The sequence below is a fragment of the Parcubacteria group bacterium genome (assembly GCA_041659505.1).
Taxonomy (GTDB): domain Bacteria; phylum Patescibacteriota; class Minisyncoccia; order Moranbacterales; family UBA2206; genus UBA9630.
The window spans coordinates 78,708-92,716 of sequence record JBAZYF010000004.1 but is presented as its reverse complement, the minus strand read 5'-3'; the positions used below and the strand labels follow the sequence as shown (position 1 = coordinate 92,716).

Annotated in this window: 14 protein-coding genes and 1 tRNA gene; 13 read left to right on the top strand and 2 right to left on the bottom strand. The window is 43.1% G+C overall.

The window, feature by feature from the left end; translation table 11 throughout:
• Positions 1-11: 11 nt before the first annotated feature.
• Complete coding sequence (locus WC848_05850; protein ID MFA5962179.1) at positions 12-1,952, bottom strand: hypothetical protein; 1,941 nt, start codon at positions 1,950-1,952, stop codon at positions 12-14.
• A 22-nt stretch (positions 1,953-1,974) separates the two neighbouring features.
• On the bottom strand, positions 1,975-3,582 hold the full coding sequence (locus tag WC848_05845; GenBank protein ID MFA5962178.1) for an elongator complex protein 3: 1,608 nt from the start codon (positions 3,580-3,582) through the stop codon (positions 1,975-1,977).
• Between the two features lie 174 nt (positions 3,583-3,756).
• On the opposite strand from WC848_05845, the gene WC848_05840 reads away from it, so the two are divergent.
• The 13 genes from WC848_05840 (at position 3,757) to WC848_05780 (ending at position 13,903) form a co-directional block, all read left to right on the top strand.
• Positions 3,757-4,467 (top strand): class I SAM-dependent methyltransferase, encoded by a 711-nt coding sequence (locus WC848_05840; GenBank protein ID MFA5962177.1) that lies wholly within the window; start codon positions 3,757-3,759, stop codon positions 4,465-4,467.
• A 13-nt stretch (positions 4,468-4,480) separates the two neighbouring features.
• Positions 4,481-4,936 carry an rRNA maturation RNase YbeY gene (ybeY, locus tag WC848_05835; protein ID MFA5962176.1) on the top strand — a complete coding sequence of 152 codons (456 nt, stop codon included), beginning with the start codon at positions 4,481-4,483 and terminating at the stop codon, positions 4,934-4,936.
• Between the two features lie 24 nt (positions 4,937-4,960).
• On the top strand, positions 4,961-5,332 hold the full coding sequence (locus tag WC848_05830; protein MFA5962175.1) for a diacylglycerol kinase family protein: 372 nt from the start codon (positions 4,961-4,963) through the stop codon (positions 5,330-5,332).
• 111 nt (positions 5,333-5,443) lie between these two features.
• Positions 5,444-6,709 carry a cell division protein FtsA gene (ftsA, locus tag WC848_05825; protein ID MFA5962174.1) on the top strand — a complete coding sequence of 422 codons (1,266 nt, stop codon included), beginning with the start codon at positions 5,444-5,446 and terminating at the stop codon, positions 6,707-6,709.
• Between the two features lie 210 nt (positions 6,710-6,919).
• Complete coding sequence (ftsZ, locus tag WC848_05820; GenBank protein MFA5962173.1) at positions 6,920-8,149, top strand: cell division protein FtsZ; 1,230 nt, start codon at positions 6,920-6,922, stop codon at positions 8,147-8,149.
• Positions 8,150-8,388: 239 nt separating this feature from the next.
• Positions 8,389-8,459, top strand: a tRNA-Gln gene (locus WC848_05815).
• 263 nt (positions 8,460-8,722) lie between these two features.
• Positions 8,723-9,190 carry a TspO/MBR family protein gene (locus tag WC848_05810; GenBank protein ID MFA5962172.1) on the top strand — a complete coding sequence of 156 codons (468 nt, stop codon included), beginning with the start codon at positions 8,723-8,725 and terminating at the stop codon, positions 9,188-9,190.
• Between the two features lies 1 nt (position 9,191).
• Positions 9,192-9,731, top strand: coding sequence for a hypothetical protein (locus tag WC848_05805; GenBank protein MFA5962171.1), 540 nt, complete (start codon positions 9,192-9,194; stop codon positions 9,729-9,731).
• Positions 9,732-9,816: 85 nt separating this feature from the next.
• Positions 9,817-10,023, top strand: coding sequence for a DUF378 domain-containing protein (locus WC848_05800; GenBank protein ID MFA5962170.1), 207 nt, complete (start codon positions 9,817-9,819; stop codon positions 10,021-10,023).
• Between the two features lie 141 nt (positions 10,024-10,164).
• Positions 10,165-11,001 carry a 4-hydroxy-3-methylbut-2-enyl diphosphate reductase gene (locus tag WC848_05795; protein MFA5962169.1) on the top strand — a complete coding sequence of 279 codons (837 nt, stop codon included), beginning with the start codon at positions 10,165-10,167 and terminating at the stop codon, positions 10,999-11,001.
• 204 nt (positions 11,002-11,205) lie between these two features.
• Positions 11,206-11,937, top strand: a complete 732-nt coding sequence (locus tag WC848_05790) for a pseudouridine synthase (GenBank protein MFA5962168.1) — start codon at positions 11,206-11,208, stop codon at positions 11,935-11,937.
• 191 nt (positions 11,938-12,128) lie between these two features.
• A complete protein-coding gene (locus tag WC848_05785; protein ID MFA5962167.1) occupies positions 12,129-12,470 on the top strand; it encodes a KH domain-containing protein in 342 nt (113 codons plus the stop codon).
• Between the two features lie 200 nt (positions 12,471-12,670).
• On the top strand, positions 12,671-13,903 hold the full coding sequence (locus WC848_05780; protein MFA5962166.1) for a hypothetical protein: 1,233 nt from the start codon (positions 12,671-12,673) through the stop codon (positions 13,901-13,903).
• Positions 13,904-14,009: the final 106 nt, after the last annotated feature.

Here is a 14,009-nt window from a genome sequence, read left to right as displayed (position 1 = left end):
AGTGATTTTTTTCATTTACAATCTTCCCGGCAAACGCCTTTTTCTTTTTCGATCGGTTGACAAATTCCGTCTCCGCATTTTCCTTGTGTCGGCGTAGTCGGGGATATTGGCGTTTGGGATGTTGCTGTTGGAGGCATTGGTTTTTTGGTGTCGGTGGGTGCAGGGTTGGCAGGGGGCGTACTTGGAGTTGAGCCGTTTGTTAGATCTTGTTTTATGACAGAACTGGAAAGAAAGTCAGCTACGTAGAAAACATTGTTTTTAAAATCGAAAAACGTGTTGGCGATTTCTCCTAAGTCATCAATCGTCCATTCTTTTTTCGCAGTACCATCAGAATATTCAAAGATTTTCAAACTCATTTTGTTTTTACTATTTTTATCGGCAAGCAAGTCTTTCAAATAGACTGAACCGGTGGTAGTATTAATGGCTTCAACTTTTTGTCCGCGAGAAAAACTGCCGCTTTTTTCCAGAGTAGTCAGATTAAAAATGGTCCTGCCGAGGTATAGCTCGTTCTTTTGCGGATTAACCGTCAAGGTTTTCTCTCTTTTTTCAGTCTCTACTTCCATCACTTCCTTTTTTAGCTGAAAAGTGTTTCCGTCAAAAGCGAGTAGTTTTTTTTCATTGAATAGGTGGACAAAAAGGGAGCCATCTTTTTCACTGACTGCGATACTGATCTGGCCCGGTCCTCTATTGGCCGCTTTGGATTTATTGAAGCCGTAGTTTTCAAGGTTGATCGTGCCTAGAGTTTGGCTATTTTTTCCGTCAGCAATTCCAACTAATCCTAATTCGGGCCAGATCGCATAAATTCGATCCCTGGACTTGTCCAAGGTCATACTAGCAATGGAATCAGTTCTGGGCTTGAGTGTTGGGTTGAAGTTAATTTTGCTGGTCACCTTGTTAGAATTTGTATCAACAATATCAATCAGTGCACCGTAATGGCTCAAAACATAGAGTCTTTGTTCATCTCCACTTAGTGCCATATCTGTCGGCCACATTCCCAGTGCCATTTCGCCGTGCCAATTATTATTCCAAATCGAGGCATTTTTCGAAAGCTGATTTTCATTTTCAATTATGGTGAAAGTTTTGGTCGATTGGTCATATTTGAAAATTGTGCTTCCGCCCAAGCGATTTCGGACATAAAGATTACCATTCGAATCAGCAATTACTTGATCGGCAGAATCGCCGACATTGATTTCCTTGACTAGACAACTATTTTTTTCACAAAAATTGGTACTCTCCAGCTTGTTCAGATCAAAAACCGAAAGAGAGCCATCTCCTGTATTGGTCGCGTAGAGTTTATTCGTTTTAGAATCGATGGTGAAAAAATTGGCATCGGGACCGTGAACAATCTCGCCAACCTTTTTTCCAGCAGAATCACTTATTTCAATGACCCCATAGGCGCCGTTCAGATTTTGCGTCCAGTCTGTCGGGAAGCCGGTTGTTCCGTCAGAAAAAGATCGATAGCCGGTTTCCAAAAAGGAATAGCTACCGGCTTTTTTCGGTTTGTCCTTGTCTTGTGGCGCAAGGCTAGTGCAAGTGTCGAAGGAGATTTCCGTCGCTTTTTTATTTATCGTATCGATTGCATAACATTTACTCCGGCCAAAATCAAAGGAATAGAGTTTTTGGTCATTGAATATCAAGAAGCCTCCAAAAACACCGATGTCAAATGTGTCAATCAATTCATCTTTATTCAGATCAATGACACCTATGGAAGTTGTTTTTGAGCCAACAACATAGAGTTTTCGATTTTTTTCATCGATTACTGGGTTAAAAAGCTTTAAGATATTTCCAAATTCTTTTCCTGCAGAAAGTTTGTGAAAGTTAATCACTCCTGTCGCGGATAGCTCGTCTTTAGTTTGGGGCAGTTGCTTTTCAGAAATGCGTTTTGTGAAAAATAGATAACTGCCGATACTTAATGCGATGATAATTACTATGGCGCTAATATTTTTTTTCATTTTTTTCTGCAAATCATGTTGCTTAGTGTATGTATTTTACCATATAACTATCTTTTAAGCGATAACCAAGTTTGCGATAATATTCCCTCGCGCCGATGCCGGAAATGATGGCGATTTTTTTGAGGCCGAATTCCTGCCGGGCAATTTTTTCCGCTTCTGCGATCAGTTTTTTCCCGAGGCCGATATGTTGCGGGGATTTACTATTTTTCTTATCGATCTCGGTCATTGTTCCGTATGTATGCACTTCGCGGATGATGGCGGAATTTTTGAGAACTTGTGGAGGTTCGACCTCCGTTATGTAGGTCGAATCTCCATTTATCCTCAGGCGTAAAAGGGCGAATATTTTTTTTCTATCACTTGTTGTATATTCCAAAAATATTTCTTTTCCATCCGAGGCGTCATAGTCGATGCGGTTTAATATCAGTTCGTCTTGTAAATTGAAATTTCCACCGACTTCTCGACAGCGAATGCATTGGCACTGAGATTTTTCGGCGATCATTTGGCGCAAATTGGAAATGATCGGTCCTGCAATGATCGATTCGGCAGGCACATCCCGCACGAGTCGCGCGATGCGGACGTAGGGCGGGATGAGATTTTTTTTGACGCGCAAGATGAATTTTTCAAACTGCTGATCATCGAGGCCTCTATAGAGGCCTCTATTCCAGATGTCATAGAGCGTGCTGTCACGCAGAACGACTGTCGGATAAATTTTGAGCATATCCGGCTGAAAATCCGGTGAAGAAAAAAGCGTTTTGAACATCTGATAATCTTTCTTCTCGTCTGATCCATAGAGTCCGGGCATAATGTGATAGTTGATTTTGAAGCCGGCGTTTTTGAGAAGCTTGGTGGCGCGGATTGTTTCGGCCACATCGTGTCCGCGATTATTTTTCGTAAGCACGTCATCAAAAATGCTTTGCACACCGAGCTCCACTCGGGTGCAACCCAGCGTGCGAAAATTTAAAATTTCTTTTTCATCGATATAATCCGGGCGAGTCTCGAGGGTCAATCCAATGATCCGTCGCTGGGCCTTTTCGTTTTTTTTCTGTTCGCGGCCTAACGTGGTAGAGACGCATCGCAATGCGTCTCTACGGGCTACATGACCATAATCATTCACCGCGCGAAAACATTCTGTGACAAACCAATTTTGATATTTTTTGGGAAAATAGGAAAACGTTCCGCCCATCACGATCAGTTCGATTTTGTCCGTCTTGTGACCGTTCAGCTCTAGCGCGCGCAGGCGTTTTTGCACTTGCGCGTAGGGATTAAATTTGACCGAGATGGCGCGCATCACCGCCGGTTCGTTTTTTAGGTAACTCTTGGGCATGGCTTTTTCGCTCGGACAATAAAGACACTTTCCCGGACAAGGGTAGGGCTTGGTGAGCACAGCGATGACCGCCACGCCAGAACGGGTGCGGATTTTTTTGCTGATCAGGATGTTTTCAAATCCCAAGTCACGCTTAATTTTTTTCTGGGCGACTAATTTTTCATAAGCCTCGCGCAGATTGGCATTGGTTGGCACGGGGATTTGTAAAATTTTGGAAACATTTTTTTTAACACGCAAAAATTCTCCCGGCGTAGTGACGGACTCTTGCATTGCCAGTTTAACAAAATTGTCGTAAGCTTTAATCATGAGACTTTTTAATTTAAAAATGTTGTCATCCTGAGCGAAGTCCTGTACTCAGGACGAAGTCGAAGGATCTGCCTACCGATACCCCAAGCTTTGCAAATATAAATTAAGCTTTGGATAGTGTTAAGAAGATCCTTCGACTCCACTTCGTTTCGCTCAGGATGACATTATTTTTTTATGCAGCAAGAAATAATAAATAAAATACTGAACGAAACCGAATCTGGCTATGATCAAATGGCAGAGAAATTTTCCCATACGCGGAAAAATTTCTGGTGCGATCTGGCTTTTATCGCTGATTATGTTGAGGACGGGGACAAAATTCTGGATTATGGCTGTGGCAATGGCCGGCTTTTGGAAATTCTGAAAGACAAAAAAATAGAGTATGTCGGCGTGGATGTTTCCCAAAAACTGATTGATCTAGCAAAGGTAAAATATCCCGAGCACAAGGCGTCCTTTTCTAAGATTTCAAGTCTTGCCAGTCTAGCATTTCCCGACAATTATTTCAATAGGATTATTTCCGTGGCGGTTTTTCATCATTTTCCCGAAAAATATGCCAGAGAGATGGCTAGGGAACTGTTCCGCATTACAAAACCGGGCGGAACAATTGTCATCACAGCTTGGAACCTTTGGCAGAAAAAAAGACGGAAAAATATTTTTAATTTTTCCTCTCTCTTGGGAAAAATTTTTCAAATCGGAGCGTATCGCGGGTTTGGTTTTGGCGATATCTTGGTGCCGTTTCAAGATAATGAGGGTGGCGTTTTCAAGCGCTACCATCGGGTGTATACTAAAAGTAGCCTCGTAGAGATTTTTCAATCTGCTGGATTTGAAATTGAAAAATGTTTTTTGGCCAGCGGTAAAAATATTGTTTTGATTGCGAGAAAAAAATGAGTAAACTATTATCATGAAACTAAACCTAGAAATCAACAATACCGACAAGAGTCCGGTGAAAAAAACTTTTGTCAAAAAAGTTATCACGGAAACGCTTGCGAAGAGCGGTTATGTTGAGTTGGCTAAAAAAAGCCTAAGCTTGAGCCTCGCTTGGGTATCGGAAAAGGAAATTCGGCGGCTCAACAAGCTTTATCGCAAAAAAGATCGCACGACAGATGTGTTATCCTTTTGTGAATTTGAAGAAGCATCTGAATTGAAAAAAGCGACTGAGCAGGAGCTATTTCTCGGCGAATTGATTTTGTGTTATAATTATATCAAACAATCCGCAAGTGAATGTACCTCGGAAAATGATTTGCAAAAAGAACTGGCAAGAATCATTGCGCATGGCGTTTTGCATTTGCTCGGATTCTCGCATGGCAAAACAATGTTTGCTATTCAGGATGCTATTTATGATGAAGCTTTAAACTGAACACTAATCTCTTATAAAATAAAAATGAACCGGATCAATCAATTTGTGAAAAGCATGTCTTGTGCGATGCGAGGGCTGGGGTATATTTTGCGCAACGAAAAAAATTTTCAAAATGAGCTGGTAATATCAATCATGGTGATTATTGCCATGGTCTATTTCCATGTCACCCGGATGGAAACAGTCGCCCTAGTTTTGGTGATTGTGGGTGTTTTGATCATGGAACTTTTGAACACGGTCGTGGAGCGAGTAGTGGATATTTTGAAACCTCGGGTCCATCCTTATGCGCGACTCATCAAAGATATGATGGCGGCGGTGGTGCTTATTTCAGCCATTTTTGCGGTAGTTATCGGTCTGATCATTTTCCTGCCATATATTTCCGCTCGCCTGAGTTTCTGACTTAGGCTTCGCCACGCCATAGTCACGCAGTAGCGGGACGAAGGCGGGTTGTCGAATGTTGCCAGATGTAATATAATTTAAAAATGCAAGTTAAAAAATAAAAAGCAAAGCATGGCTAAAAAAGAGATTATTGTCGGATTGGATATTGGGTCTTCATTTGTGCGAACTGTCATTGCCCAAATTATCCCTTCCGAAGAAAATTTGCGAGTGATCGGTGTGGGAATCGCGCCGGCTTTTGGCGTGAGACGCGGAATTATTGTCGACTTAGAAGAGGTTATCAAATCGATCAATGAGTCCATCGCTCTAGCCGAAAGGACAGCTGGGGTGGAAGTGAAATATGTGATTTCCGGTGTCGGTGGCAACCATATTTCTTCCCAATATTCCAAAGGCGTAATCGCCGTCGGTCGGGCAGACGGTGAGGTTGTGTCAGATGATATTTCTCGCGTGATCAATGCAGCGCAAGCGATTTCGATTCCCGCCAATAAAGAGATTATTCATATTATTCCGCGAAGCTATTCCTTGGACGATCAAAAAAGTATCCGCGATCCATTAGGGATGAGCGGGGTGCGCCTGGAAGTTGATGCGATGATTATTGAAGGTTCGACGCCGCATATCAAAAATTTGAATAAATGCATCGAAGAAGCTGGAGTGCTGGCAGAAAGCTTTGTGCTTTCCCCTTTGGCTGCGGCCAAGGCAGTGCTTTCCAAAAGACAAAAAGAGCTAGGCGTGGTGTTGGTCGATATCGGTGGCGGATCAACCTCAGTGGCCGTTTTTGAAGAGAATGATCTCTTGCGTGTTTCCGTTATTCCGATCGGAGGCAATCACATCACCAATGACATCGCGATCGGCCTGCGTACTTCCATCGATGTGGCAGAGAAGATAAAATTGGAATTTGGCAATGCAAGTCCGCGAGAAATCAGTAAGAAAGAAAATATCGATTTGTCGCAGATGGATTCTAGCGAAGAGGGAATTGTTTCCCGCCACCACGTGGCAGAGATAATCGAAGCGCGGCTAGAAGAGATTTTCACGATGGTGAATAAAGAATTGAAATTGATCGGTAAGGAGCGGCTGCTTCCAGCCGGGGCGGTCATCACTGGCGGCACAGCAAAGCTGCCGGGTTGTGTGGATTTGGCAAAGAATATTTTGGCACTTCCGTCTCAGACTGGTTTTCCTGTTCCACTTGGCGGTTTGGTGGATAAGATTGACGATCCGGCTTTCGCGACAGCGGTCGGATTGCTTTTGTGGGGGCAAGAAGAGGAGCAAGGGCAGAAAAGAGGCGGGAATGGATTTGGAAACAAGATGGTCGGTGGCGTCATCTCGGAAATGGGCGGAAAAATGGAAGGAATGAAGAAGTGGTTTGGGAAATTTTTGCCTTAAAATAGGCCTTAAAAAGAGTTTTAGGTGTTTTTAATTCTTGGTTTGACATTCATTGCGCTATTATGCTAGATTTAATTAACGAAAAGAGGGCTAAATGCCGATGCCGATTGGCAGTAGATAAAACCAAAATAAAAATAAAATTTTCAGAATAGATTTTCCCAAAATCTCTGTTTTTGTTTATTTAAATTTTCTATACATCTATAAAAATATATGGCAGAAATAAAACCACCGGTAGAAACTTTTGCGCGCATCAAGGTGATTGGTGTCGGCGGATCAGGAGGACATGGAATCAGTCGCATGATTGAAACGAAAATCAAAGGTGTGGAATTTGTGGCGATCAATACGGATGCGCAAGATTTGCATCACAATAAAGCGGCCGAAAAAGTGCATATCGGAAAAAATTTGACCAAGGGCTTGGGTGCTGGAATGAATCCGGATATTGGACGCCAAGCAGCGGAAGAAAATCGCGATGAAATCCAGGAAGTCCTGAAGGGGACAGATATGGTTTTTGTCACGTGCGGACTGGGTGGCGGAACTGGAACAGGCGCCGCACCGATCGTAGCCGAATCTGCCAAAGAGCTAGGCGCATTGACTGTGGCGGTGGTCACGAAACCTTTCAGTTTTGAAGGCGCGCAAAGACGGGCGATTGCCGAAGAAGGTCTGGCCAATTTGCGCGAGCGCGTGGACACATTGATTACGATTCCTAATGATAAGCTCTTGCAAATCATCGACAAAAAAACGACTCTGATCAATTCTTTCAAGATTGTAGATGATGTGCTGCGCCAAGGCGTTCAGGGAATTTCCGATCTGATTACTAAACCAGGAATCGTGAATGTTGACTTTGCCGACGTGCGAGCGATTATGAGTAATAGCGGATCGGCTCTCATGGGAATCGGAATCGGAACAGGCGAGAACCGCGCGGCGGAAGCTGCCAAAGCCGCCATCAATAGTCCGCTTTTGGAACTTTCAATCGATGGAGCAAAGGGCGTGCTGTTTAATGTTTCTGGCTCTTCTGATCTTACTATGCTTGAAATTAATGAAGCGGCGAATATCATCACCGAAGCGATCGACCCGAATGCGAAAGTGATTTTTGGCGCCGTGGTTGATGAGACACTCAAAAAGGGCGAGGTGCAAATCACAGTTGTAGCGACAGGGTTTGATGAGGATCGAATAAATGAATCGCGGATGTCTCCGATGGAACGTTTGACAAGGAATAAACCGGTGATTGAACCGGAGATTGAAGTTGGCGAACCAGAAGAAGATCTGAGCCGTACTTTTGCCGTCAGAGAGGAACCGAAAATGATCATCGAAGAAAAAGTGCCACCAAAGATCCAAAGAACAACTAATTCCTTTATGCAAAAAGACAAAGTTTTGACTGACGAGGATGACGATGATGAGTTGGAAATTCCAGCTTTCATCCGCAGAAAGATGGGGAAATAGGCTGATTTTTATAAAACTTATAATTCAGGCCTCTCCGGCCTGAATTTTTTTGCCAAAGCGGATAAATTGTAATATGATTTAAAAGTCATTCGGAGATCGTCTAACGGCTCGCCTTCGTTCCGAGAGTACTCGGAACTACGGTGGCACGCCGCCAAAGGCTATGGCCGACGGAGCGCGGAGCGAGTTACGCCAATAGGGACTTAGGTTTATTGATTAGTTTGAGTTATAAAATATAATATTCGGAGATCGTCTAACGGTAGGACAACAGACTCTGACTCTGTTAATTGGGGTTCGAATCCCTATCTCCGAACACTTTAGTTTTTTTCGGCGCGAAAGCGCCTGTTTTAGTTTTGAATGAAGCCTTTCCTTCTGCCATTTAGCAATCTTGAGTAATTGCATGCTTGGTGGTATTATGAAAATAATTAAAGGTATAAAACCCCAGAGTTTTTCCTGGACCCTATTCGTGGCAAACTGCGGAGAATTTGCTCAAAATTAGCTCGTCCGTCGGAGCTTTAGCGTAGGTGGATTAAAAATTCAGGAACTAATTCAGTAATAAAAAATTAAAATAAATAAATGAAAAAAACATACAAACTCATTATCTCGCTTCTTGTCCCACAGTTGGCGGGAGGAATTGGGAGCATTTTTACTGTCGGTTCGGTGAAAGGTTGGTATCCGGTACTGGTGAAACCCGCTCTCAATCCGCCGAATTGGGTGTTTGGTCCGGTCTGGACGACGCTTTTTCTCTTGATGGGCTACGCACTCTATATTATTTGGACAGATGAGAGTGAAAAAAGCAAACGCTTGGCCTACTGGGCTTTTGGGATTCAAATGGTTTTGAATGCACTTTGGTCGATTATCTTTTTTGGCCTGCACAGTCCGGGCGGCGCGCTTTTCGAGATGATTTTCCTTTGGCTGGCCATTCTTGTCACTATCATTACTTTTGCTAAAATTTCTCGCCTGTCAGCCTGGCTTCTTCTGCCATATATTCTCTGGGTGAGTTTCGCCGGCTATTTAAATTATTCAATTTGGATTCTAAATTAAGATGCCAAAACAAAAAAGAAAAATAGTTATTGTCAATGATAAGATGCAGCGGGGTTATGCATATGAGTTGAGTGAGTCGACAGGCAGGAATTTTGATCCAGCATTCAAACCGGAACTGACTCCGAAAGAGATGCTGGCGCTGGGAGTTTTTGGTGGAAAATATATGACTGATTGCCGAAAAGAATTTCCGGCTGATTGGTTTGAAAAAGCCAAACTCAATTCCGAATTTAACGATCCAAAACTTAATTTCTTTGGCATCAATGCTTCACAACCCCTTTCAGTCTGGAAAAAGAAAGGTTGGATCTGGGCAGATGATCCACGGGGCTGGTTTCAATGGTACTGTCGATATTATCTGGGTCGCCGGTGCGAAGACGATGCGAGGCAAATCAAAAGATGGAAAGCTATCATTCGGCATATCGCGCAGATAAAAAAGAATTGTCCTTCGACGAGGCTCAGGACAAGCCGGAAGGGAGACTTGAATTGCCGAGCCCGTCAAAGACAAGCGGTTCTGCATTGGGCGTATGATTCCAGAAAAATGTAGCGCGAATTTATTTTTTGTGGTATAATATAGCCAGTCGATAAACAAAAAAATAAATGAAATATTTACGCGGAAAGGGGGTGTTCACATGAACAAACTAAACGCTATCGATTGGATCGCTGTCATTCTTTTGGCTGTCGGAGGACTCAACTGGGGATTGGTAGGAATTTTTAATTTTGATTTGGTGGCCGCAATTTTTGGAGATATGTCAGCCCTTTCCAGAATTGTCTATGCTGTTGTTGGAATCTGCGCTATCTATGTTTTGGCAATTTCCCCCAAACTCGGAAAAAGCTAAGCCTAAAAATCAAGAAAACAGTCCTTTTTATCTGGGACTGTTTTTGATTTTCCTTCAGTAATCACCCAATTGTCCAAAATCCCGACGTATGATAAGCTAAAATCGTTTAAGGAATAGAATGTAAATCGTATTGATACAATTATGGAAATAAAAATTGCCACGCATGCTGGGTTTTGTTTTGGGGTTCGCCGGGCGGTGGAGCTGGCGGAAAAAGCGCTGGAGAGCGGACGAAAAGTCTATTGCATGGGGTCGCTCATCCATAATCAACAAGTGATTGAAAAGCTGGAGCAAAAAGGATTAGTGACTGTGCGGGAGCTCGCGGAAATTCCGGCGGGTAGTCTGTTTCTCATTCGCAGTCACGGAATTGATCCAAGAATTGTGGAAAAAATTGTGGCACAAGGCGGTGAGATTTTGGACGCGACTTGTCCGTTCGTCAGGCGGGCACAGTTGGTGGCGAAAAAATTTCACGAGGAAAATTACGACGTTGTCATCTGTGGCGATCCCCAGCATGCCGAAGTGATTGGCATCAATGCGTGGGCGAGTGATTCAGCGAAAATAATTCACGATGCTGATGACGTGAAAAATCTGGAATTCGGTGGCAAGGTCGGTGTGCTCAGCCAGACGACGCAAAAAAAAGAGTTGTTAGATAATGTTATCAAGGGATTGGCAGAAAAAGTCAAGAACCTGGTTGTGGAAAATACCATTTGTCTGGATAGCTCAACTAAACAAGCGGAAGTTTCCGAATTGGCGAAGGTTGTGGATCTAATGATTGTGATTGGGGGAAAAAATTCGAGTAATACTGGAAAATTGGTCCAGTTAAGCGAAGCACAAAAAACTCCGACGCATCACATTGAAACCGCTTTGGAGTTACAATTAGAATGGTTCAAAGATGTACAAATAGTCGGCATCGCCGCTGGCGCTTCGACCGCGCAATTTTTGATCGATGAGGTGGTGGACAAAATTAATAATCTGTGCTAGATTTAAGTTTAATCTTTTGGCGTATTTCCATACCCCGTGTCATCCCCGCGAAGGCGGGGATCCAGGCACCTCAGGTTTTAAGAAAAAGAAAAACAGAATTTACTGGTTGGTAACAAGAAGTTAATGGATTTATAGTTCGATTGTTGTAATTTATAACTAGTGGAACCTGGATTCCCGCCTTCGCGGGAATGACACATCAATTAAATGAAAAAAGAAATCACTTATCCGATCCGGATCAATAAATACCTGGCCTATAACAATTTTTGCACCCGTCGGGCGGCGGATGAAATTATAAAATCCGGCCGGGTGAAAATCAACGGCCTGGTGGCTGCACTTGGGGCGAAAGTCAATGAGACAGATGAGGTGACGATCGACAAAGACATCCGCCGGAACAGAAAGCTGGTCTATTTGGCGTACAACAAACCGCAAGGTATTGTGACACACAGTCCGCAAAAAGGGGAGCGGAGCATCGAAGATATTTTCAATTATTCACAGAAAGTTTTTCCCGTGGGTCGGCTCGACAAAGATTCGCACGGTCTTATTTTGCTTACGAACGATGGACGTGTGACTGACCGATTACTTAATCCCGATCACTATCATGAAAAAGAATATTTGGTCAAAGTAGATCGCACCATCAGCCCTGGGTTTATCAAAAATATGTCAGAGGGCGTGGTGCTGGATGATGGATATAAAACCAGAAGTTGCGAAGTAAAAAAAGTGAATGAGTTGGCTTTTTCTATCGTACTTACTGAAGGTAAGAAAAGACAGATTCGCAGGATGTGTGAAAGATTGGAACGCAAGGTGACCGAACTCAAACGTACGCGGATCATGAACATTAAATTGGGTAGTCTAAAAACGCGTGAGTATCGAGAAATTGAAGGACCGGAGCAACTAGAACTTTTGAAAAGCATAGGCATTGATAAGCCAGAAATCTAACCTTATTTTGACTCTTGCGGATTGGTGGATATTTTTTTGACAGAATAACGGATAAATAATATAATATAGGCGAAAGTAAGAGAGTTCTGCCGGTGCTATTTTTAGCCTAGCGGACAACAGCGATGGTGGGGGTCGATCTTCCGAAGCCCTCTTACGAACAATTTAATAAGCATTAATCTAGAAATACGAAAATGACTACAATTCAAGTGACTGACAAAGAGTTTGTTGAGTATGTTGTGAAGCAGATTGTGAACAAGCCTGACGACGTGAAAGTCGAAAGGAAGATTGATGAAATGGGCGTGCTAATTACGCTAGATGTCAATCCTGAAGATATGGGGATGATCATCGGACGTGAAGGTGCGACAGCCAAAGCTCTTCGAACTTTGCTTCGCGTGATCGGAGCAAGAAACAACGCGCGAGTTAATCTCAAGATTAACGAACCGGAAGGCTCAGAGCGAAAACCACGAGAAGACCGCGAGCCGAGAGAAGAAGTGAGAAAAAGCATCGACGACGTTGTTGGTGATATTGTCTAATTTAGCTCAACTTTAGCAAAATTAAAAAGGCTGGCGAAAGTTAGCCTTTTTTGTTGTTGACAAATAAGTCAAAATGTGCTAAGATTATAAATCGTACTTTGACAATTTTTTGATTTGAATTGTCCGGTAAAAATGCTTATTTCCGCCACAGTCTGTGGCTATATTTTTTTCAACTCATTCACTCAAAAAGGAGAAGTTGTATGAAAAAATTAATTTGCGTATTATCCTTGGCAATGGCTATGTTTTGCTCTTCTGATGTTTTTGCGAAGAGCGAAATTGTTAGTAGTTTTTATTTCGGTAACAAAGTCCAGGACATTGCTGTTGATGGGAGTGGTATGATTTATGCCACGACTACCAATGCAGATCCGGCTTGGAATGGAGATTTTTTTAAACTCCAATTTATCGGAGACCAGCTCCAAAAAGTTTCCTCATTGCGAGGGAATGGTTATCAGGCCTGGGATGCTTTTTCCAAAATGACAGTCTTGAATGGCTACGGCTTTGTGCTTACGAGCTATTATAGTTCACCTGGAGCGGTTGTGAATTTAAGCTCGATGACCGCGCTATTTAACGGTATTGATTGGCAATTAAAAAATGCTAAAAGCATTGCCAATGATGGTATTGGTATTTTCATCGGTGGTGGAAGTGAAACGGTGTCACCGTATCTTCGCACCTATCTGCCCTTACCCTCGTCGGGAGAATTGAGCTTTATGGGCTCACGAAGTTTGGATGCAACTCCCGAGAGATCCTTTTCTCAAATGGATAAAAAGTATCTTTTCCTGGCAATGAGTACCGCAGGAATTGGCATTTGGGATACGACAAATACAGGAGAACCCTACAAGTTAGGCCAGTCGCGGAAGGAGTTTTATTCCGCTGATGGGTATATTACTTTTTCCAAGGCCATTGATATGGTCGCGGAAGGCCAGTATGTTTATGCGCTGGCCGGAGATGCTACTGGTTGGCGGGGAGTTCTAGCGATTATCAACTTGACAGATCCGTCATATGTGCAGACCTGGTTTAGCTTGGCCAAACAGGCGAGCGCGATGGATCTTGAATGCGGGTTGCTATTTATGAAAAAAAGCGGTAGCAGAATATACATCGCGACAAAAACAAAGATTCTAGTTGTTGATGTTTCGATTGTCACGGCTCCGCGACTGGTCGAAACGATCGCCATCATCGCAAATGCGATGGAGGTGGTAGGGGATAAATTGTTGGTCGCCGATGGCTATCATGTCAAAGTGGTAAAATTAATAGACCCGATAGCTGGAGACGTCAACGCCGACAACAAAGTTGATTTGTCGGACGCCATTTTGTCCCTGCAAGTTACGGCAGGGAAAAGCGTTTCCGTAGACGTCAGTGGCGACGTCAACGGCGACAAAAAAATCGGCATTGCAGAGGTCGTTCACGCCCTGCAGAAAACTGCAGGGCTAAGATAAGTTTCAAAAAAAGGCCTTCGGGGAAGAATTTTCCCCAGAGGCCTTTTTAGTTTTTTTAGGTATAATGTGTATTATAGCAAACAAAATTCAAGGCTGACGAAAGTTA

What these genes read in the sequence shown, in the direction of transcription:
- WC848_05810 (MFA5962172.1), top strand. Translation starts at nt 8,723, where the DNA reads ATGAAAAAAACATACAAACTCATTATCTCGCTTCTTGTCCCACAGTTG.
- WC848_05795 (MFA5962169.1), top strand. Translation starts at nt 10,165, where the DNA reads ATGGAAATAAAAATTGCCACGCATGCTGGGTTTTGTTTTGGGGTTCGC.
- WC848_05850 (MFA5962179.1), bottom strand. Translation starts at nt 1,952, where the DNA reads ATGAAAAAAAATATTAGCGCCATAGTAATTATCATCGCATTAAGTATC.
- WC848_05785 (MFA5962167.1), top strand. Translation starts at nt 12,129, where the DNA reads ATGACTACAATTCAAGTGACTGACAAAGAGTTTGTTGAGTATGTTGTG.
- ftsA (MFA5962174.1), top strand. Translation starts at nt 5,444, where the DNA reads ATGGCTAAAAAAGAGATTATTGTCGGATTGGATATTGGGTCTTCATTT.
- WC848_05840 (MFA5962177.1), top strand. Translation starts at nt 3,757, where the DNA reads ATGCAGCAAGAAATAATAAATAAAATACTGAACGAAACCGAATCTGGC.
- WC848_05830 (MFA5962175.1), top strand. Translation starts at nt 4,961, where the DNA reads ATGAACCGGATCAATCAATTTGTGAAAAGCATGTCTTGTGCGATGCGA.
- WC848_05805 (MFA5962171.1), top strand. Translation starts at nt 9,192, where the DNA reads ATGCCAAAACAAAAAAGAAAAATAGTTATTGTCAATGATAAGATGCAG.
- WC848_05800 (MFA5962170.1), top strand. Translation starts at nt 9,817, where the DNA reads ATGAACAAACTAAACGCTATCGATTGGATCGCTGTCATTCTTTTGGCT.
- WC848_05790 (MFA5962168.1), top strand. Translation starts at nt 11,206, where the DNA reads ATGAAAAAAGAAATCACTTATCCGATCCGGATCAATAAATACCTGGCC.
- ybeY (MFA5962176.1), top strand. Translation starts at nt 4,481, where the DNA reads ATGAAACTAAACCTAGAAATCAACAATACCGACAAGAGTCCGGTGAAA.
- WC848_05780 (MFA5962166.1), top strand. Translation starts at nt 12,671, where the DNA reads ATGAAAAAATTAATTTGCGTATTATCCTTGGCAATGGCTATGTTTTGC.
- WC848_05845 (MFA5962178.1), bottom strand. Translation starts at nt 3,582, where the DNA reads ATGATTAAAGCTTACGACAATTTTGTTAAACTGGCAATGCAAGAGTCC.
- ftsZ (MFA5962173.1), top strand. Translation starts at nt 6,920, where the DNA reads ATGGCAGAAATAAAACCACCGGTAGAAACTTTTGCGCGCATCAAGGTG.